General features: G+C 71.4%; 19 protein-coding genes. 11 read left to right on the top strand and 8 right to left on the bottom strand.

Features of this window, described 5'->3' with window-relative positions; all coding sequences use genetic code 11:
• Positions 1-53: 53 nt before the first annotated feature.
• The 3 genes from AC0QR5_RS00810 to AC0QR5_RS00800 all read left to right on the top strand — a co-directional run bounded on the left by AC0QR5_RS00810 (position 54) and on the right by AC0QR5_RS00800 (position 3,177).
• The gene (locus tag AC0QR5_RS00810; RefSeq protein WP_329859622.1) at positions 54-1,403 is read left to right on the top strand and encodes an MFS transporter; all 1,350 of its coding nucleotides are present in this window, start codon (positions 54-56) and stop codon (positions 1,401-1,403) included.
• A 162-nt stretch (positions 1,404-1,565) separates the two neighbouring features.
• Complete coding sequence (locus AC0QR5_RS00805) at positions 1,566-2,906, top strand: S8 family serine peptidase (protein WP_329859620.1); 1,341 nt, start codon at positions 1,566-1,568, stop codon at positions 2,904-2,906.
• 34 nt (positions 2,907-2,940) lie between these two features.
• A complete protein-coding gene (locus tag AC0QR5_RS00800) occupies positions 2,941-3,177 on the top strand; it encodes a hypothetical protein (protein WP_329859618.1) in 237 nt (78 codons plus the stop codon).
• Positions 3,178-3,194: 17 nt separating this feature from the next.
• Here the strand turns inward: AC0QR5_RS00800 and purN are convergent, their stop codons facing one another.
• On the bottom strand, positions 3,195-3,779 hold the full coding sequence (purN, locus tag AC0QR5_RS00795) for a phosphoribosylglycinamide formyltransferase (protein WP_329859617.1): 585 nt from the start codon (positions 3,777-3,779) through the stop codon (positions 3,195-3,197).
• A gap of 22 nt (positions 3,780-3,801) precedes the next feature.
• On the opposite strand from purN, the gene AC0QR5_RS00790 reads away from it, so the two are divergent.
• The gene (locus AC0QR5_RS00790; RefSeq protein ID WP_329859616.1) at positions 3,802-4,242 is read left to right on the top strand and encodes a hypothetical protein; all 441 of its coding nucleotides are present in this window, start codon (positions 3,802-3,804) and stop codon (positions 4,240-4,242) included.
• Positions 4,239-4,862: a DinB family protein gene (locus tag AC0QR5_RS00785; protein WP_329859615.1), complete on the top strand. Its 624-nt coding sequence runs from the start codon at positions 4,239-4,241 to the stop codon at positions 4,860-4,862. Before AC0QR5_RS00790 ends, AC0QR5_RS00785 begins: the two co-directional genes overlap by 4 nt.
• 171 nt (positions 4,863-5,033) lie before the next feature.
• Here AC0QR5_RS00785 and AC0QR5_RS00780 read toward each other — a convergent pair whose 3' ends face one another.
• A complete protein-coding gene (locus tag AC0QR5_RS00780; RefSeq protein ID WP_430632787.1) occupies positions 5,034-6,284 on the bottom strand; it encodes a cell division protein PerM in 1,251 nt (416 codons plus the stop codon).
• Between the two features lie 154 nt (positions 6,285-6,438).
• Positions 6,439-7,188: a sulfite exporter TauE/SafE family protein gene (locus tag AC0QR5_RS00775; protein ID WP_329859612.1), complete on the bottom strand. Its 750-nt coding sequence runs from the start codon at positions 7,186-7,188 to the stop codon at positions 6,439-6,441.
• A 125-nt stretch (positions 7,189-7,313) separates the two neighbouring features.
• Between AC0QR5_RS00775 and AC0QR5_RS00770 the strand changes: the two genes are divergently transcribed.
• The gene (locus tag AC0QR5_RS00770) at positions 7,314-8,492 is read left to right on the top strand and encodes a glycosyltransferase family 4 protein (RefSeq protein WP_329859611.1); all 1,179 of its coding nucleotides are present in this window, start codon (positions 7,314-7,316) and stop codon (positions 8,490-8,492) included.
• Positions 8,493-8,561: 69 nt separating this feature from the next.
• Here the strand turns inward: AC0QR5_RS00770 and AC0QR5_RS00765 are convergent, their stop codons facing one another.
• Positions 8,562-9,914: an MFS transporter gene (locus AC0QR5_RS00765; RefSeq protein ID WP_329859610.1), complete on the bottom strand. Its 1,353-nt coding sequence runs from the start codon at positions 9,912-9,914 to the stop codon at positions 8,562-8,564.
• Positions 9,915-10,101: 187 nt separating this feature from the next.
• Here AC0QR5_RS00765 and AC0QR5_RS00760 point away from each other — a divergent pair, with 187 nt between their 5' ends.
• The 3 genes from AC0QR5_RS00760 to AC0QR5_RS00750 are packed head-to-tail and all read left to right on the top strand — an operon-like array spanning position 10,102 to position 13,742.
• Positions 10,102-10,974, top strand: coding sequence for a shikimate dehydrogenase (locus AC0QR5_RS00760; protein ID WP_329859609.1), 873 nt, complete (start codon positions 10,102-10,104; stop codon positions 10,972-10,974).
• A 3-nt stretch (positions 10,975-10,977) separates the two neighbouring features.
• The gene (locus AC0QR5_RS00755) at positions 10,978-12,930 is read left to right on the top strand and encodes a bifunctional sugar phosphate isomerase/epimerase/4-hydroxyphenylpyruvate dioxygenase family protein (RefSeq protein WP_329859607.1); all 1,953 of its coding nucleotides are present in this window, start codon (positions 10,978-10,980) and stop codon (positions 12,928-12,930) included.
• A 14-nt stretch (positions 12,931-12,944) separates the two neighbouring features.
• Positions 12,945-13,742 carry an IclR family transcriptional regulator domain-containing protein gene (locus AC0QR5_RS00750; protein WP_329859606.1) on the top strand — a complete coding sequence of 266 codons (798 nt, stop codon included), beginning with the start codon at positions 12,945-12,947 and terminating at the stop codon, positions 13,740-13,742.
• 221 nt (positions 13,743-13,963) lie between these two features.
• On the opposite strand, the gene AC0QR5_RS00745 is transcribed toward AC0QR5_RS00750, so the two are convergent.
• Together AC0QR5_RS00745 and hpaH are read right to left on the bottom strand one after the other, a co-directional pair.
• Complete coding sequence (locus tag AC0QR5_RS00745; RefSeq protein ID WP_329859605.1) at positions 13,964-14,788, bottom strand: HpcH/HpaI aldolase family protein; 825 nt, start codon at positions 14,786-14,788, stop codon at positions 13,964-13,966.
• Complete coding sequence (hpaH, locus tag AC0QR5_RS00740; protein ID WP_329859604.1) at positions 14,773-15,558, bottom strand: 2-oxo-hept-4-ene-1,7-dioate hydratase; 786 nt, start codon at positions 15,556-15,558, stop codon at positions 14,773-14,775. The genes AC0QR5_RS00745 and hpaH overlap by 16 nt, the downstream gene beginning before the upstream one ends.
• A gap of 220 nt (positions 15,559-15,778) precedes the next feature.
• Between hpaH and AC0QR5_RS00735 the strand changes: the two genes are divergently transcribed.
• Together AC0QR5_RS00735 and AC0QR5_RS00730 are read left to right on the top strand one after the other, a co-directional pair.
• Positions 15,779-16,453, top strand: a complete 675-nt coding sequence (locus tag AC0QR5_RS00735) for a DUF6318 family protein (protein WP_329859602.1) — start codon at positions 15,779-15,781, stop codon at positions 16,451-16,453.
• A gap of 463 nt (positions 16,454-16,916) precedes the next feature.
• Positions 16,917-17,426 carry a hypothetical protein gene (locus AC0QR5_RS00730; RefSeq protein ID WP_329859601.1) on the top strand — a complete coding sequence of 170 codons (510 nt, stop codon included), beginning with the start codon at positions 16,917-16,919 and terminating at the stop codon, positions 17,424-17,426.
• Here AC0QR5_RS00730 and AC0QR5_RS00725 read toward each other — a convergent pair.
• Together AC0QR5_RS00725 and AC0QR5_RS00720 are read right to left on the bottom strand one after the other, a co-directional pair.
• Positions 17,423-18,550, bottom strand: a complete 1,128-nt coding sequence (locus AC0QR5_RS00725) for a DNA alkylation repair protein (protein ID WP_329859600.1) — start codon at positions 18,548-18,550, stop codon at positions 17,423-17,425. The genes AC0QR5_RS00730 and AC0QR5_RS00725 overlap by 4 nt on opposite strands.
• On the bottom strand, positions 18,537-19,073 hold the full coding sequence (locus AC0QR5_RS00720) for a DUF6328 family protein (protein ID WP_329859598.1): 537 nt from the start codon (positions 19,071-19,073) through the stop codon (positions 18,537-18,539). Before AC0QR5_RS00720 ends, AC0QR5_RS00725 begins: the two co-directional genes overlap by 14 nt.
• Positions 19,074-19,128 lie beyond the last annotated feature (55 nt).

Below are 19,128 nucleotides of genomic sequence, written 5' to 3'. Positions count from 1 at the left end.
GGGGAATCCGTGACCCGGGCGCCTCCGCTTCCTGTGAGGGGACCCCGCCACCGATGAACGTGTACCGCAAGCTGGCCACCGGCGAATCGATCGTGCAGAACCTGCCCTGGCGGTGGAACGTGCAGGGCCGGATCTTCCTCATCGGCGGGCTGGGCTTTATGTTCGACGCTTGGGATGTGACGCTCAACGGCGCCCTGATCCCGCTCGTCGCCGAGGAGTGGGGGCTGGAGCGGACGACGGCGGCGCTGTTGGGGACCGCGAACCTCGTCGGCATGGCGCTGGGCGCCTTCGCGTGGGGAACGATCGCGGACCGGGTGGGGCGCAAGACGGCCTTCACCTGGACGCTGCTGATCTTCTCCCTCTTCACCGTCGCGGGCGCCCTGGCCCCGGGCTTCGAGCTGTTCGTCCTGTTCCGCTTCCTGGCCGGCGTGGGCCTGGGCGGGTGCATTCCGGTGGACTACGCGCTCGTCGGCGAGTTCACGCCGGCGCGGCAGCGTGGACGGGTCCTGACGGCCATGGACGGCTGGTGGCCCGTGGGCGCCGCGCTCGCGTTCTTCGTCTCCGCCGTCATCCAGGCCACGACGGACAACTGGCGGCTCATCCTCGTGGTCATGGTGCTGCCCGCCCTGCTCGTGTTCTGGATCCGGCGCAGCGTTCCGGAGTCCCCGCTCTACCTCATCCGGCAGGGGCGCCAGGCGGAGGCGGCGCGCGTCATCGACGACCTGGTCGAGCGCACGGGCGCCGAGAAGGTGGACTACACCTTGCCGGAGCCGGCCGATGCGCCGCGCCTCTCTCCCGGCTCCTGGGGCGAGCAGCTCGTGAACGTGTGGCGCTTCAACGCGAGGATCACGTTCGCTGCCTGGACCCTGTTCTTCACCGTCCTGCTGGTCTACTACCTGGCACTGACGTGGATGCCGTCCATCCTGGCGGACGCGGGCATGGCGCAGGTGGCCGCGTTCTTCAGCACGGCCGGCATGGCCGCGGTGGGGCTGCTCGGCGTCGTGGTCGCGGCGGCGCTCGTCGAGCGCGTGGGCCGCAAGTGGCTCCTCGGCGTCACGGGCCCGCTCTCGGCCCTCGTCCTCGTGGTCGTGGCGCTCTCGCTGGGGAATCCGAGGCTCGCGGTGGCGTGGCTCCTGGTGTTCGGCTTCGTGGTGCAGATCGCCATCCCCGTGCTCTACGCGTACGTCTCCGAGCTCTATCCGACCGAGCTGCGCGGCTCGGGGTTCGGCTGGGCGTCGACGTTCAGCCGCCTGGGCGCCGGGTTCGGACCGCTCGTGTTCGCCGTCGCCTGGCCCGTGATCGGCCTGGCCACCTCGTTCCTGATCGCCGGGGGCCTCGTCCTGCTGGCCGTGGCGTGGATGGCCTTCAACGCCCCCGAGACACGCGGGGCCGCGCTGCACTAGCCACCGGATGCGGCACCGTCGGGCAGGCGGCCGTTCCCGGGAGCCCGCTGACCCCTCCAAACTGTCGGCGCCCGGGTCTAGACTCATCGGCATAGGGTCCGGGGCCCCTGGGACACCGGACCGAAGGGAGCCGTGCACGGCCCGCCGACGGGAGAGATCACCATGTTTGACCCGGACCAGCCCTTGACCGACCACGTGACCACGGGGCGCTTCATCGTGGTCTTCGCCTCGGAGGACACGGACGCTCCCGAGCTGCTGGGCTCGTGCGGCGTCCGGGACGTCGCCGATTCGCGGGACTTCGACGGGCCCCTGCTCGAGTCCGGCGGCCCGCCGGCCGGCCCGGCGGGTTCCCGCTCGGGCCCGTCGGTGCTCGGCGGAGCAGCCGGCGCAGGCGAGGGTTCGGGCTCCGTGTACTTCGCCGAGCTCGGCATCGCCGTCGTCGACGCCGATCCGGAGCAGCTGGGAACCCTGCGCACGCGCTCCATCGAACAGCGCCGCCCCCTGAGCGTTTCCCCCGAACTCGTCCACCGCGTGCTCACCGGACCACCCGGGGGCCGGGGACGCCGGGCCGCCGAGACGCCGCCTTCCGTGGACTTCGCCGACACGGCCGAGTTGACGTGGGGCCTCCAGGCGGTCCAGGCCGTCCAGTCCGGGTACACGGGCGCGGGGATCCGCGTCGCGGTTCTGGACACGGGCTTCGATTCAGCGCACCCGGACTACGCCGGGCGCGCCGTCACCGTGCAGTCCTTCATCGCCGGCGAGGACGCCCAGGACGGGCACGGCCACGGGACGCACTGCATCGGATCGGCCTGCGGCCCGCGGGACCCGGAGACGGGTCCGGGCTACGGAGTGGCCTCCGGCGCGGAGATCTTCGCGGGGAAGGTCCTGGGCAATGCCGGCTCGGGATCCGACGCCGGGATCCTCGCCGGCATCGACTGGGCCGTCCACAACGGCTGCGCCGTCATCTCGATGTCCCTCGGCGCCGACGTCGCCCAGGTCCACCCGCCGTACGTCGCCGCGGGCAAGCGCTCCCTCGCCAAGGGCTCGCTCATCATCGCCGCCGCGGGCAACAACGCCAACCGCAGGGGCGGCGACCCGGGATTCGTCGGCGTCCCGGCCAACAGCCCCTTCATCATGTCCGTCGGAGCCCTTGACTCCTCGCTCGGAGTCGCGAACTTCTCCGCCCGGACCCTGCAGGGCCGCGGCGGCCAGGTGGACATCGCGGGCCCGGGCGTCAACGTCTACTCCTCCTGGCCCATGCCGAAGCGCTACAACACCATCAGCGGCACGAGCATGGCCACGCCGCACGTCTCCGGCGTGGCCGCGCTCCTGGCCGAGGCCACGGGGCTGCGGGGCCGGGAGCTGTGGGCCGAGCTCGTCCAGGAGGCCCAGCGGCTCGAGGCGGCCTCGGTGGACGTCGGCTCCGGCCTGACGCTCGCGCCGCCGCCCGCGGACCCCTCGGTTCCCGACGGCTCCGCTCCCCGCAGCTACCAGCCGCTCTAGCCGCCCGGCACCGGAGAAAGGAAGGCACCGGCCCATGGATCAGCACATCATCGTGACCGTGGACGAGGACCACGCCGAGGACGTCGAGGGCGTCGCGGCCCGCCTGCGCGGGCTCGGCATGCAGGTCGAGAGCGTCCTCGGCTCGCTCGGCATGGTCTCCGGATCGGCGGACGATTCCTGCCGCCCGGCCCTCGAAGCCGTCGACGGCGTGGCCTCGATCGACATCCAGCAGGACGTCCAGATCGCGCCGCCGGACTCGTCCGTCCAGTAGCCACGCCACCGTCACGTTCAGCCGTCCCGGGGGTCCCGGCCGGCGGCCAGCTGGCCCAGCACGCGGATCAGCAGGGCGCGCTCCTGGACCTTGATCCGCTCGTGGAGGCTCTCCTCGGTGTCGCCGGGCAGGACCTCGACGGCGGCCTGGGCCAGGATCGGGCCGGTGTCCACGCCGGCGTCGGCGATGTGCACCGTGCAGCCGGTGACCTTCACGCCGTAGGCGAGGGCGTCGCGAACGCCGTGTGCTCCGGGGAAGGAGGGAAGCAGCGCCGGATGCGTATTGAGGTAGGTGCCGTCGAAGGCGTTGACGAACTCCTCGCCCACGATCCGCATGAACCCGGAGGACACGACGTAGTCCGGCGCGTAGGAGAGGCACTTCGCGGTCAGCGCATGGTTCCACTCGTCGCGCACGGCGTAGTCCTTGAAGTTCACGACGAACGTCTCGTACCCGGCCGCGGCGGCGCGTTCCACGCCATACGTCCCGTGCTTGTCGGCACCGACGGCGGCGATCTCGACCCCCTCGAGCGATCCTTCGGCGACGGCGTCGATGACGGCCTGGAGGTTGGAACCGGAACCGGAGACGAGGACCACGATGCGCATTGATCCAGTCTAGGCTTGGATCATGCCCTCGACGCCCACCCAGGACCGGTCCGCTTCCCCGCCGCGCGGGCCACAGGACGGCCGGCCGACGGCGCCGCGCCTGGCCGCGTGGACGCGGGCGGCGTTCCTGCTGGTCCTGCTCGCCTATCCGCTCTCGATGCTGCAGTTGCCATGGAAGGCGGCCGCCGTCGTCGTCGGCATCGCGGGCATCGCTGCGGGGGTCGTGGCCGCCGTCCTCGCCTTCCGCGGCCCCGCGCCGCTCGTGCTGCGGGTCTCGCTGCCGCTGGCCACGGCCGCCTGCCTCTTGTTCACGGCCTCGGCCGGCATGCAGCTCCTGTTCTACCAGCCCACGCTGGACTACGAGCGCTGCGTCGCCACGTCCGTCACGGACCGTTCGGCGGCTCAGTGCACCCGCGACTACGAGGACAAGCTGAGGCGTCTGGAAGGGATCTACGGAACATGAGCGGTGCAGGCGGCCCCCGGAGCGGGGAGCACGGGGAAGGAGCGGAGCGGGACGGCGCACAGCACGACGGCGCCGCGCGCGACGGCGCGGAGCAGGACGGGATCGTCCCGGACCTCAAGGACTGGACGTGGACCCTGGACCGGGCGTGCCCTGAGTGCGGCGCCGACGTCCGGGGCCTCTCGCCGCAGGACGTCGCGGCGCTCGTCCGCGAGAGCCTGCCGCGTTGGCAGCGGGCGCTCCTGGCCGGGCCGGAGCTGGTCCGCCGCCGCCCCGCGCCGGGGACGTGGAGCACGCTCGAGTATGCGGCACACGTGCGCGATGTCTTCCGGGTGATGCACTACCGCCTGGACCTGATGCTGACCCGGGAATCGCCGGAGTTCCCGAACTGGGACCAGGACGCGACGGCGGTCGAGGAGGACTACGCGGGGCAGGATCCGCGCACGGTGGCGACGCAGCTCGCCGCCGCCGGGCGGGGCTTCGCCGACGGGCTCGACGCCGTTCTGGGCCGCGAGCTCGCGCGCGCGGGCCTGCGCGGCAACGGCTCGGTCTTCACGGTCGAGACGCTCGCCCGCTACGCCTGGCACGACGTCGCGCACCACCTGTACGACGTCGGGGCCTGAGGCCCGCGACCGGCTCCCCGCACGCGGGGCCGGGGCCCGGGGCCCCCAGCTCCGTCTCGGCCTTCAGTGCCCGTCTCCCCGCGCGCGGGGCCGGGGCTATCCCGACGCCCCGGAACCGGTGCCCAAGCCCGCGGCGGCGCCACCGGCCGCGCGGGAAGCCGGGCCGAGGACCTAGTCCTCGAGGACGGGGTCGTGCTCGAGCATCGGTGCGGTGAGGGCGCCGATCATCGCCCCGACGGCGACCTCGGCCGCGAGCAGGAGGGCCGTCAGCCAGGGGTTCGGCCCGATCTCCGTCAGCCGGCCGATGCCGAGCGATCCGCCGGCGAGCCAGCTGCCGATCAGGGACACGATCCCGGCCACGGCGCCGGTGAAGAGCCCCAGCAGGAGCGTCGAGAGCGAGAGCGAGGCCCAGCGCGCAGTGATCTTCAGGGCCAGCCAGTCGTCGAGGTGGTCCTCGCCTTCGCGCAGGAACCACCATCCGGCGAGGAAGCCGGCGAGGACGGGCACGAGCATGAACACCCACGCGTTGCCGAGCTCGCCGGTGGGCAGCGCGCCCAGGACGGGCAGGGCCGGCAGCGGGCCGACGGTCGTCTCGAGGGTGCTGAGGGTGCTGCCCGTCCCGAGGACGACCCCTCCCCCGCTGATCCAGGCGAGCGTCCACAGGGCCAGGTTGGGCATCAGCCCGAGTTGGGCGATCGTCAGGACCGATCCGCCCACGGGGCCGGCCTGGAGCTGCTGGTAGATGTTGGAGATGTCGACCCAGCGCACGGCGAGGTCGATGGACAGCACGAGCGCGGCGAGTCCGAGGGCGGCGAGGTAGCCGAGCGATCCGGCGCGGACCACGGACCACACGTAGGACCCGGCCCAGCGCGAATGCTGGCTCGTCTTGGCGATCCATGCCGCGCTGTCCACGCCGATGAGCCGGGACCAGGATCCCGCCTCGCGGTAGGCGCCGACGACGACGCCGGCCCCGGAGGCCACGAGCGGGATGAACGCGGCCGCGGCGAGGTTCACGGAGACCTCCTCCGTGGGCACGGCGAATCCGGTCACGAGCCCGAAGAGCAGGTAGGCGCCGAGCGCTCCGGCGATGCCCTGCCACAACTGGTCGGTGTAGGAGGCACGGGCGATGCGCCGCCCGGCGCGCCACGAGAGGAAGAACGGAATCAGGGTCAGGCCGAGGGGGGTCAGGGACAGCGTGCCCGTCAGGATCTCCGCGGAGTCCGCGCCCTCCGGGATCGCCAGCTGCAGCGGCACGCCGTGCATCAGGAGCCAGGCCTGCCCGGCCAGCCGGAACACGTTCTCCAGCCTCAGGGCCTCGAAGCCGCCCGCGAACCAGACCGCGAGCAGCGGAACGACGACGAGCACGGCGCTGAGGAAGGCGCTCTGCAGGAACTCGAGCGCGCCCTGGAGCCACAAGGGCATGGGGATGCCCTCACGCAGCACCGACGCGAGTCCGTCCAGCGCGCCCTTGTGGTTCTTCGGTGGCGATCCGTCGTCGTTCCGGGGCTGCTCTTTCATCGTCTCCATGGTGCCACCCCGTCCCCTGCGGCCGGGGCAGCGACGCGGCACGGGCCGATCAGGCGAGCTCGATCAGGCCCTTGGCGAGCGCGGAGAGGGCCCCGGCGAAGGCGACGACGACCACGAAGAGTCGGGCGCTGCGGTCGCTCACGTGGCGCTGGAGGCGCTCCCCGCCGAGGATCCCGAGGATGATCGCCCCGGTGATCAGGCCCCAGGCCCACCAGTCCAGCAGCGGGAGCTGCTCGGGGTGGGTCGCGAGCTTGACGGAGACGGCCACGAGCCCGATGACCACGAAGAACGGCTGCAGGGTCGCCGCGAAGGGGCGTTGCGGCCACCGGGCCAGGACGGCGTAGGCGCTCACGGCGGGGCCGCCGACGCCGGCCATGGCGTTCGTGAGCCCCGCGAGGAGTCCCGCGCCGACGCGGACGGGCTTGCCGTCGAAGACGCGGTTGGCACGGCTCAGCAGGAGGGAGAGCACGAGCGCGGCGAGCACAACGGCGCCGACGAAGACGGACAGCACCGCGGACGGCAGCAGCCCGGCGGCGACGGCGCCGGGAACCGAGCCGGCCACGGAGGCGAGCGTGAGCCAGCGGAACATCGACCAGTCGATGTCCTTCCACACGCGCGGGGCGATGAGGGCGGAGGACACGACGCCGCAGATGTTGACGAGGAACACGCCCGCATGGGGCCCCAGGAGCAGCACGAGGAACGGGGCGACGAGCATCGCGAACCCGAGTCCGGCGACGCGCTGGGCCACGGCTCCGACGACGATGAAGGCGAGGACGGCGGCGAGCAGGGCGGTTTCCACCCGGCCCAGCCTACCGACGGGCGGACGCCCCTCCGGCATCGGATCCGGGCTTCCGCCTCTGAACGTTCACGTGCGGCGTGCGTCGGGTTCACCGGCGGGAAACCCGCGGCGCCCACGCTGGAGGGGTGAAGATCGCTGTGGTCGCGGAATCGTTCCTCCCCCATATGAACGGCGTCACCAACTCCGTTCTGCAGCTCCTGGCGCATCTGCGCCGGACGGGACACGACGCCGTCGTGCTGGCCCCCGCGTCGTCCTGGGCCGGGCCGGCGTGGGCGGCGGAGCCGGCACCGGACACGGTCGAGGGCTTCCCCGTCCACCGGCTCCCCGCGCTCCCGCTGAACGGCTACCCCAACGTGCGGGTCGCGGCCGGCACCGTGGCCCGGGTGCGGCGGCTGCTGGCCGAGGCCGCCCCGGACGTCGTGCACGTGGCGAGCCCCTTCGTCCTCGGCTGGCGGGCCATCCAGGCGGCGCAGCAGCTCGGCCTGCCGACGGTCTCGGTCTACCAGACGGAGATCCCCGCCTACGCGGCCCGCTACGGCGCTCCGTGGCTCGAGCAGCTGCTCTGGAACCACATGCGGACCATGCACGAGGCCTCGACCGCCACCCTCGTGCCCAGCAGCCATTCGATGAACCAGCTGCGATCGGCCGGCGTCCCGCGCCTGCGGATGTGGCGCCGCGGCGTCGACACGGAGCGCTTCCACCCGTCCCGCCGCTCCGAGGAGCTGCGCGCGGAGCTCGCCCCGGGCGGCGAGCAGCTCATCGGCTACGTCGGCCGCCTCGCCGCGGAGAAGCAGGTCGAGGACCTGGCCGTCCTGGATGCGCTCTCGGGGACGCGCCTCGTCGTGGTCGGCTCGGGGCCGCTCAAGGAGCAGCTGCGGCGGGCCCTGCCCCGCGCCCATTTCGCCGGTTTCCAGGGCGGCGTGGACCTGGCCCGCACGGTCGCCTCGTTCGACCTGTTCGTCCACCCGGGCGAGGCGGAGACGTTCTGCCAGACCATCCAGGAGGCCATGGCGTCCGGCGTCCCCGTGGTCGCCGTGGGCCGCGGCGGGCCGCTGGACCTCGTGGATTCGTCAAGGACGGGGTGGATCTACGCCCCCGGCGACCTCGCGGACCTGCGCCGGCGCGTCGAGGACCTCGTGTACGACGACGCCAAGCGCGCCGCGTTCGCGGCCGCGGCCCTCGCCTCGGTCCAGGGCCGCACGTGGCCGGCGTTGTGCGACGAGCTGCTGGGACACTACGCCCGCGCCATCGAGGTCACGTCCCGCCGCCTGCACGCCGAGGCCCTGCACCACATCGGGCTGTAGGACGGCGCTCCGGCGGCGTCCGACGGGCACCCGGGCCCGCGCGGGCGGCGCCCCGGAATCCGCCGGCCCCTAGGGCGCCGGGGCGGCCGCGACGCGCTTGAGGCCGAGCTCCGACGTCGGAATCCGGTAGCTCTCCCGGGCCGTCAGCGCCGAGCCGGCGGCAACGACCGCGATGATGGCGGTGAAGATGCTGATCGGCACCCAGCCGCCCGGCTCCAGTCCGCCCATGGCGGCGACGATCGACGGGGCGAAGCCGGCCATCAGGAAGCCGAGCTGCGTGCCGATCGCGAGGCCGGAGAAGCGCACCTTGGCGCTGAACATCTCGGCGTAGAAGGACGGCCACACGGCGTTCGCGGCGGCGTAGGCGCCGGAGAACACGGCGATCGAGAGCGCGAACTGGAGCAGCGTGTTCCCGGACTCCATGGAGAGCAGGTAGAACGGCATGACGGCCGCGCTGCCCAGGGCGCCGTAGACGAAGACGGGCTTGCGTCCGATCCGGTCGGCGAGCATGCCGAACAGCGGCTGGGTGCCCAGGGCCACGACGTTGCCGGCGACCACGAGCCACAGGGTGATCGACTCGTCGACGCTGCCGACCTGCTTGCCGTAGGTGATGGCGAGGGTCCCGTAGACGGTCGAGACGGCGGCGATGAACGCGCACAGCACCACGCGCAGCACGTCGCGCCAGTGGTCCCGCAGCAGCACGCCGACGGGGAGCTTGACGATCTCCTGGTTGGCCTTGGCCTTCTCGAACTCCGGGGTCTCGTGGAGGGACTTGCGGATGAAGTAGGTGACCACGACGACGACGGCCGAGAGCCAGAACGGGATGCGCCAGCCGATGCCGAACTTGATCTCGTCGGGCAGGGCGACGACGGGGATGAACACGAGCGCGGCGAGGATCTGCCCGCCCTGGGTGCCCGTCAGGGTCCAGGAGGTGAAGAACGAACGGCGGTCGTCCGGGGCGTGCTCGAGCGTCAGCGAGCTGGCTCCGGCCTGCTCGCCGGCCGCGGAGAGGCCCTGCATGAGGCGGGCCAGCACAAGGAGGCCGGGTGCGAGCCAGCCCACCTGCTCGAAGGTCGGCAGGCAGCCGATGAGGAACGTGGAGACGCCCATGAGCAGGAGCGTGAACATGAGGACCTTCTGGCGGCCCACGCGGTCCCCGAAGTGCCCCAGGACGACGGCGCCGACGGGGCGGGCGATGTAGGCGAAGCCGAACGTGGCCAGCGACATGACGGCCGCGTTGGCGTCGGCGTCGGGGAAGAAGACGTGCGGGAAGATCAGCGCGGCGGCGGCGCCGAAGATGAAGAAGTCGTAGTACTCGACGGCGCTGCCCATGAAGCTGGCGAGCGCTGCCCTGACGGGCGTGCGGCCCTGTTGCGGTTCCACGTCCGGCGACGGCGGCGTCGCGGTGGCTGCGTGGGTCATGGATTCTCCTTGGGACGGGGGACGGAGTGGAGCGGGGGCTCCTGCGTCGAAAGATGCGCGCTATGCGCACATCTGTACGGAATGCGTACAATTGTGTCTAGAATAGATCCAGGTCACATCACACGCAACATCGCGTCACACTCTGCGAAAGAATCAGGTAACACCCGCCGAGGGAAAAGGACACCACGTGAGCACGACATCCGAATCGTTCCTGGTGGGGCTCATCGGCGACGGCGTCACGCCGTCCCTGACCCCGCCCATGCACGAGGCCGAGGGCGACGCCCAGGGCCTGCGCTACCTCTACCGCCCCGTCGACCTGACGCCGCTCGGCCGCGACGGCGCGGACGTCGGCGAGCTCCTGCGGGCCGGCCGCGACCTGGGCTTCAACGCCTTCAACGTGACCCACCCCTGCAAACAACTGGTCCTGGAGCACCTCGACACCCTCTCCGACGACGCCCGCCGCCTCGGAGCCGTCAACACCGTGCTCATCCGCGACGGCCAGCTCCACGGCGAGAACACCGACTTCTCCGGGTTCGCCCACGCCCTGCGGACCGGGCTCGACGGCGCCGCCCTCGGCACCGTCGTCCAGCTCGGCGCGGGAGGCGCGGGAGCCGCCGTGGCCTACGCCCTCCTGGCCTCCGGCGTCGAACACCTGCGGCTCCTGGACCTCGACGCGGACCGGGCGGAGGAGCGCGCCGCCGCGCTGCGGGCCCTCTTCCCCGGGCGCGACGTCACCTCCGGTACGCCGGACGACGCCGCTGCCGCCCTGGCCACGGCCGACGGGCTCGTGCACTGCACCCCCGTGGGCATGCACCAGCATCCCGGGCTGCCCGTGGGCGCGGCCCTCCTCGACGCGCGGCCCTGGGTCGCCGACATCGTCTACCGGCCCGTGGAGACGGAGCTCGTGCTCGCCGCCCGCGCGGCCGGCTGCCGCGTCCTCGACGGCGGACACATGGCGGTCGGCCAGGCCGTCGACGCCTTCCGGCTGATCACCGGGCGCGAGCCGGACGCGGAGCGGATGCGCGCGCACTTCCTGTCCCTCCTCGAGCAGGGGCTCTAGGCCATGCGCACCTCCATCGCCACGGTCTGCCTCTCCGGGACGCTCGAGGAGAAGCTGCATGCCTGCGCCGAGGCCGGCTTCGACGGCGTCGAGATCTTCGAGCAGGACCTGCTGGTCAGCCCGCTCTCCCCGGAAGAGGTGCGCGCCCTCGCCGACCGGCTCGGCCTGACGCTGGACCTTTACCAGCCGTTCCGCGACTTCGACGGCGTCGCCGAGGACGTGCTCGTCGAGAACCTGCGCCGCGCCGAGGCCAAGTTCCAGGTCATGAACCGGCTCGGGATCGACACCATCCTGGTCTGCAGCAACGTCGCCACGGCCACGATCGACGACGACGAGGTCATGGCGTCCCAGCTGCGCCGCCTCGGAGACCTCGCGGCCCGCTACGGCGTGCGGATCGCCTACGAGGCGCTCGCCTGGGGCCGCTTCGTGAACACCTACGGCCGCGCGTGGCGGATCGTCCAGCTCGCCGACCACCCCCACGTCGGGACGTGCCTGGACAGCTTCCACATCCTCTCCCGCGGCGACGACCCCTCCGGGATCGAGGACATCGACCCGGAGAAGATCTTCTTCGTCCAGCTCGCCGACGCTCCCGTCCTGTCGATGGACATCCTGTCCTGGAGCCGCCACTACCGCGTGTTCCCGGGCCAGGGCGGCTTCGACCTCGCCGCGTTCCTCGTGCACCTGGTCCGCTCCGGCTACACGGGGCCCGTGTCGCTGGAGATCTTCAACGACGTCTTCCGCCAGTCCAACGTGCAGCGCACCGCCGTCGACGCCCTGCGCTCGCTGCAGTGGCTGCAGAACCGCTCGGGCCACCGGATCGCGAACGCGCTGGCCGCCGGCGCCGCCCCCCTGCCCGAGCCGCACATGGAGCTCACGCAGCTGCCCGTCGTGGAACCTCCGAGCGGGATCGACTTCGTGGAGCTGCGCACCGACGAGCCGGATGCCGTCGCCGAGGTCCTCTCCCAGCTGGGATTCGCCTTCCGCGGCCAGCACCGGCGCAAGGCCGTCCAGTTGTGGACGCAGGGCGCGGCGCGCGTCGTGATCAACGGGCAGCGGGCGCGTGCGACCGAGCCCAGCATCTCGGCCCTCGCGTTCCAGGTCGCCGACGCGCGCACCGGATACGAGCGTGCGCTCGAGCTCAAGGCGCGGCCCGTCGCCCGGCACAACACGGCCGACGAAGAGGAACTGCACGCCGTCCGGGCGCCGGACGGCACCGAGGTCTTCTTCGCCGCGGCCGGCACCGAACCGGCCTGGACCCGGGAGTTCGGCCCGGGCGCCATTCCGCCGTCCGGCGCGTCGAGCACCGGCCCGTCCCCGACCGGCACCGCCGCACAGGCGGCGCCGGGCACGGAAGGCACTGCGTCCGGCGTCGTACCCGGCGAGCTCATCGAGTCGGTCGACCACGTCAACCTGGCCCAGCCGTGGCAGGCCTTCGACGAGGCCGTGCTGTTCTACGAGAGCGTCCTGCGGCTCACCACGCGGCCCGGGACGGAGGTGCCGAGCCCCGCGGGGCTGATCCGCAGCCAGGTGGTGCGCACCGGCGACGGCGCGGTCCGGCTGGCCCTGAACCTGGTCCCCCACGCGCTCGACGCCGACGGCACGGCGCGCTCCTATCCCGAGCACGTGGGCTTCGCGACGCGGGACATCGTCGCGGTCGCCGGGCGCGCCAAGGCGGCGGGGATGGACTTCCTCCCGGTTCCGGCGAACTACTACGAGGACCTCGCGGCCCGCTTCCGGATCCCCGAGGAGGAGCTCGGGCTGCTGCGCCGGCTCGGGCTGCTCTACGACGAGGACGACGACGGGGCCTTCCTCCACTTCTATACGGAGACGATCGGGCAGGTCTTCTTCGAGGTCGTCGAGCGGCGCGGCGGCTACGATGGCTACGGCGCGCCCAACGCGCCCGTCCGCCTCGCCGCCCAGTTCGAGCGCTCGCGCCGTGGCGGCGAGAGGACCTAGATCCAAGGAGCCGCGTGAGCGAGGGCATCGAGCCGGGCAACGGCCACTACTACGTCAAGTCCGCCGAGAAGACGCTGAGCGTGCTGCTCGCGTTCACGGCCGCGGGCTCGGCGCTGTCGGTGACGCAGGTGGCCGAGGCGACGGACCTGAGCCGGGCGGCCGCCCGCCGCTTCCTGCTGACGCTGACCGACCTCGGGTACCTGAGCACCGACGGGACGCTGTTCCGGCAGACCCCGCGCGTCCTGGACATCGGGGCGGGCTACCTGGCCGGGCTGAGCCTGCCGCGCGTCGCCGAGCGTCACCTGGCCGAGCTCGCGCACCGGCTGGACGAGACGGCGACGCTGAGCGTGCTCGACGGCCAGGACGTGCTGTACATCGCGCGCGTCGCCGCGCCCCGGCTGCATACCGTCACGCTCAACATCGGCAACCGCCTGCCCGCCTGGGTGACGTCGATGGGCCGCGTGCTGATCGCGTCGCTGCCCGAGCCGGCGCGGGAGGAGTTCCTCGCGGGGATCGTCCCGCAGGAGTACACGTCCCACACGATCCGCGGCGTCGACGAGCTCCGGGCCGAGCTCGACGTGGTGCGCCGGCGCGGCTGGAGCCTCGTCGACCAGGAGCTCGACGAGGGGCTGCGCGGCATCGCCGTTCCCGTGATGCGCGGAGGCGACGTGCTGGCTGCGCTGAACATCTCCATCCGGGCCGGGCGTTCGGCGAAGGCCGCGGTGGCCGAGGAGCTCGTTCCGGCGCTGCAGGCCGCTGCCGTCGCGATCGCCGACGACTTCGGCGGGCGCAGCCGGGCCGTCGCCAACTAGCGCGCTACCCCCGCAACGCGTGGGCGGATCAGGCCTCACCTCAGCCGCCCTACCCGCTCCCCCGCGACGCGTGGGCGGCTAGTGCTGCAAGACCCGGCCGGGGTCCGCGTGATCCGCACACGCGTTGGGATGACACCGTTGAACGCCTCCACATGGGTGCGGGCGAGCGCGTCGTCCGCCCACGAGTTGGCGTCCGGAGGCGAGGCGGGAGGAACCGCGGGCTAGTAGCTCGCCGGTGCGGCCCCGGCGTCGCTCCCGGTCCCGTCCGCCCCGATGTAGCGGGCCGCGAGGGCCTCGGTGCCCCGCGCGAGGAGCGCGACGTCGGCCCCGACGTTGACGAAGTCCGCCCCGACGTCGAGGTAGCGGCGCGCGTGCGCCTCGACGAACGCGTTGACGCCGACGATCTTGCCGGCCGCCTTGACTGCCTCGATGGTGCGCAGGACGGCGTCGACGACGTCGGGGTGGTCCTGCTGGCCGAGCACGCCCATGCTCGCGGCGAGGTCGGAGGGGCCGATGAAGACGGCGTCGACCCCGTCGACCGCGGCGATCCCGGAGGCGTTGGCGACGGCCTCGGCGGACTCGATCTGCACGATCAGGCTGATGAACTCCCCGGCCCGGTCCAGGTAGCCGGGCACGCGGTTCCAGCGGGCGGAGCGGGCCAGCGCGGAGCCGACCCCGCGGATCCCGGCGGGCGGGTAGCGGACCGCGGCGACGGCGGCGCGGGCCTGATCGGCGGTGTGCACCATGGGCACCAGGATGGACTGGGCGCCGAGGTCCAGGAACTGCTTGATCAGGACGGCGTCGTTGTCGGGGACCCGGACGACGGCGGCGCACGGGTAGGCGGCGACGGCGCGCAGCTGGGCGAGGACGGACTCGAGGTTCATGGCGCCGTGCTCGGCGTCGATGAGGAGGTAGTCGAGGCCGGAGCCGGCGCAGATCTCGGCGATGCCGGCGTCGCCCGAGCAGACGAACATGCCGGCCACGGGGCGCGTGCGGCCGGGAAAGAGGTCCTTGAAGGACGCCGGAGTGTCTACTTGAAACGGCATGTCACGGTTCCCAGCGGTCCGTAGTCGGCGAAGACGGTGTCGCCCTCGAAGACCCACATCGGGCGGGTGAAGGAGCCGGCGAGGATGATCTCCCCGGCCTTGAGGCCGTCGCCGTGGGCGGCGATCTTGTTCGCGAGCCAGTAGACGCCCGCGCCGGGGTGGTTGAGGACGCCGGCGGCGACCCCGGTCTCCTCGACGGTCTGGTTCTTGTAGAGGATCGCGGAGACCCAGCGCAGGTCGACGTCGTGGGGGCGGACGGGGTTGCCGCCGACGACCATGGCGCCCATCGCGGCGTTGTCCGAGATGGTGTCGACGATGGTGCGGCCCTCCATCTCGATCCGGGAGTCCAGGATCTCGAGGGCGGGGACGACGTATTCCGTGGCGTTGAGGACGTCGAAGAGGTTGGCGTTGGGGCCGTCGATGTCCTTGTTCAGGACGAACGCGAGCTCGACCTCGATGCGCGGGTGGGTGTACTGGTCCCACTTCACCGTGCAGCCGTTCTCGAGGACCATGTCGTCGAAGATAATGCCGTAGTCCGGCTCGGTGATGCCCGTGGCGGCCTGCATGGCCTTGGACGTGAGGCCGATCTTGCGGCCGGCCAGGCGGCGGCCGTTCTCCTCGCTGCGCTGGCGCCAGAGGTTCTGGACCTTGTAGGAGTCCTCGACCGTCATGTCGGGGTACCGGGCGGTCAGCCGCGGAACGGGCGAGCGGGTGCGGCCGGCCTCGACGAGTTCGTCGGCGATGGCGGTGATCGTCTCATCGTTGAGCATGCGTGGGGATCCTTACGGGTCTGGGCGGTGCGGTGGGAGGCGCGCGGCCGGTCCGAGCGGGCCCGGCCTCCGTGGGCCGGTCCCGTGCGGCGGGCGTGCCGTCCACCCAGATCATGCTAGCCCGAGCCGCGAAGTAGCGGCCTGTGGACAACTTCATATGCCGCGGAATTTCGCGATATGATGGATTGACACAACTTGTCAACACGAAGATGAGGACCGCATGGAACCGCCCTTCTCGACCACGCTGCGCCCGGCCCTGGCCACGGCCGCCTTGCTGGCCCTGGCCCTGACCGCGTGCAGCCCTTCGACCGGCGAATCGCCGACGAGCGGAGCCGAGGACACGACGGCCTCCACCACCTCGGCTCCCCCAACGAGCGCGAGCCCCACCGAGCCGGTTCCAGCGACCTCGACCTCCCCCGCCAAGAACCTCCCGAAGCCCGTCATGCCCCCGGAGGCGAAGGAATTCTCGAAGGAAGGCTACGAGGCGTTCGTGGAGTATTGGTTCGAGGCGCAGAACTACGGATTGGCAACAGGCGACCCTGAACCGTTCTCGGCGGTATCCGACGAGCGATGCGGGCTTTGCGCCCAGAGGTTGCAGGCGATCGAGACGTACAACGCCGATGGCGGTTGGGTTGTTGGCGGCGAGGTATACGCCGAAAACTTCGTGACGCAGCTAGTCCCCGACGATCAGGAAATGTATCAAGGGCTCTTCATTCTCCGTCAAGAAGCCATTGCAGCCTTCGATGAAGAGGGCAACCTCAAGGATGGAACGAAGAAGGACGCGGTCAAGACGCCGTTCAACAGCTTTGCATTCTTCGACGAAGCAAGCGGCTGGAAGATGGCTGTCGTCGCCTCGGACGAGACGCTTGAGAAGATGACGACGAACGATGGGTAGCTCACTCGCACCCGCCGCGTCGCGCATCGTCGCTTCCTCGGTGCTCGCAGCCCAGATCTGGCTGCCTTTCACACAGTCATCTCCACCGTCCAAAAATTTGGAAGAGACGGTTGATGTAGACATGAGCGGCGGTGACGCCAACCTCGGATCGACATCGCCCGACGAATTCATCGTGCCGGGCCGGGGCGGGCCGCCACCCGGTCTAACAGAGAGCACAGGGGGCGAGGACGCCAAACCAGATCTCGACCGTGTCATCACCACTTGGGTTCCATACTGCATGGACCCCAATCTCGGGACTGGCAACATCGATTGCTTGGTCCTCACCCAGAGCCGCTGTTCTGACGGGGAGCGATTAGTGACCTACTACACGTACACCCTTCGCGATCCAACACCTCGCTCAACAGGTCGTTCCGGCTGCATCGGCGATGCCGAAGCGCCGGCAGCGGACGTCCCGGAAGAACTGGTGATTCTGACCGCTGCCGAATTCCAGAGGCTTCCGATCCCGGGCTCGACGATCGAAATGGAGCTGAACGGCTTCACGCTCCGCAACGCCCACACGAACATCTACGCCGAGTCGGACGTCCGCGAACTGACCACCACGATCCTGGGATCCGAGGTCCGGGTCCGCGCGACACCCTACGAATACCGCTGGTCCTACGGCGACGGACAAGCACGCACCACCTATGAACCAGGAGCCCCGCTCAACGACGGATCCTTCGACACCGAGACCACCACGAGCCACGTCTACACCGAGACCGGCGACTACCCCGTCGGACTGACCACCGTCTACACCGGCCAGTACTCGGTCGACGGCGGACCCTGGCTTCCCGTCGCCGGCATGGCCACCGTCCCCAGCACCCCGGCCGAGGTCAGCGTCTGGCGGACCAAGAAACTCCTCGTCGACTCCGACTGCATCGAGAACCCCGACGGCCCCGGCTGCGCCTCCCCGTTCGAGGACGACGCCGAGCGCTAATCCGCGTCGAGGGCCTCGGGGACCAGGACGTCGAACTCCGTGCGCGCGTGGCGCTCCCCGTTGACCTGCAGCTCGAGCGCGTGCGTCCCGGGGTAGTGGACGCGCGTGGTCATCTGCCGGAACGCGTGGCGCTTGCGCACCGTGGCCTCCTCGCCGGGACCCAGATCCAGGACGGCCAGCTTGAAGACCTTCTCAGACAGGCCACCGTTGGCCTTCACGTAGTGCACCACGTAGTCCACGGCCACCCGCGCGTCCTCGCTCCCCCGATTCACGAGGTCCGCCGTGAACTCCAGGCTCGTCGGCAACTCGACGGCCTCACGGTCCAGCGTCAGTCGCGGCACCTCGACCTGCGCGGGGACGAAGCCCAGGAGCGCCATCGCGCCCGGATGCGCCTTCTTCACGAGCGTGCGCAGCCCGTGGCGCACGACCCAGCGCGCGTCCTCGCCGCCGTCGCGCATCCAGCGCCCGGCCACCGCCACGACGAGGTCCGGGGCATGCCGCGCCAGGTCGTTCAAGTGGTTTGCCACCGAGCGCCGCACGTACTCGCTCGGATCGGCATACAGCGCGTCGAGGATGGGCACGGTCGCGCCGGGATCGGCGATCAGCCCCGGCACCCGCACCGCCCACGGCAGGTAGCTCCGCGTCCCCTCGCTGGACAGACGGCGCACGTGTTCATCCGGATGCGACGCCCATCCCCGCGCCACGAGCAGCGAACGCTGAAGATCGTGCCGCAGCATCCGGCGGATCGGGAACTCGCTCGTCAGCCGCGGTGTCAGCTCCGCCAGCAGCACCAGTGCGTCGTCGAACGACGCCGTGGCCCCGTCGTCCAGCGCGAGCGTCACCACCGTCTCCCCCACCGGCCACACCATCCAGCCCGTCAGCCCCTCCCCGGCGAGCGCCTGGCGCACGGCGGAGGCCCCGGCGTCGTACCCGGCCCCGGAGCGCCCCAGCGAGGCGAGCATCAACCCCGACACGGCGTCCGCCCGGGCACGGATCGACATCCCGCCGTACCCCGCCGGCAGCTCCGCCAGGCCGTCCCAGCGGATCTCCGGCGCCGCCGCCTCCAACACGGAGCGCAACCGCTCCACGACCTCCGGGGAGAGCAGCTCGTCAATGGCGCCCATGCGCGTCCTCCCGTCGCCCGGCCCCGTCCTCGGGCCGCGGCTTGAGCATCCGCGGCAGCGCGACGAGCAGGAACAGGACGGCGGCCAGCACGCCGAGGCCGATGGCGAGCGACGGTCCGATCCCGAGCATGACGTCCACGATGAAGAACACGCACGCGCTGACCATCACGCCGATGCTGACCACGGAGATCTTCACGATCCGGTGCCCGTGCCGCACCGTCGCCTCCTTGACCTGCTTGCCGAAGAAGCGGCGGTGGATCGCCACGGGAGTCATGATGAGCCCCGTCAGCAGGGCGGAGAACGCCAGGAGACCGATGTAGAAGCCCTGCTGGAACGCGCCGAGGTCCTCGAAGCGCGATTGGAACGGCAGCATCATGAGGAACGCCGTGATGATCTGCGCGCCCGTCTGCATGACACGCAGTTCCTGGAGGAGGTCGTTCCAGTTCCGGTCCGAGCGTTCCTGCGGGGTCTCGTCCCGCCCCCGGCCCGGCCGCCCGCCGGACGTGTCGCTGCCTGTTTCCATAGGGTCAAGGTACCGGATGCCCCGGCGTCCGGACGGCCGTGTGGTCCACACACCT

It is taken from the genome of Arthrobacter sp. J156, assembly GCF_056172865.1.
The sequence above is the reverse complement of the archived record's forward strand: the minus strand, read 5'-3'. Positions and strand labels throughout refer to the sequence as shown.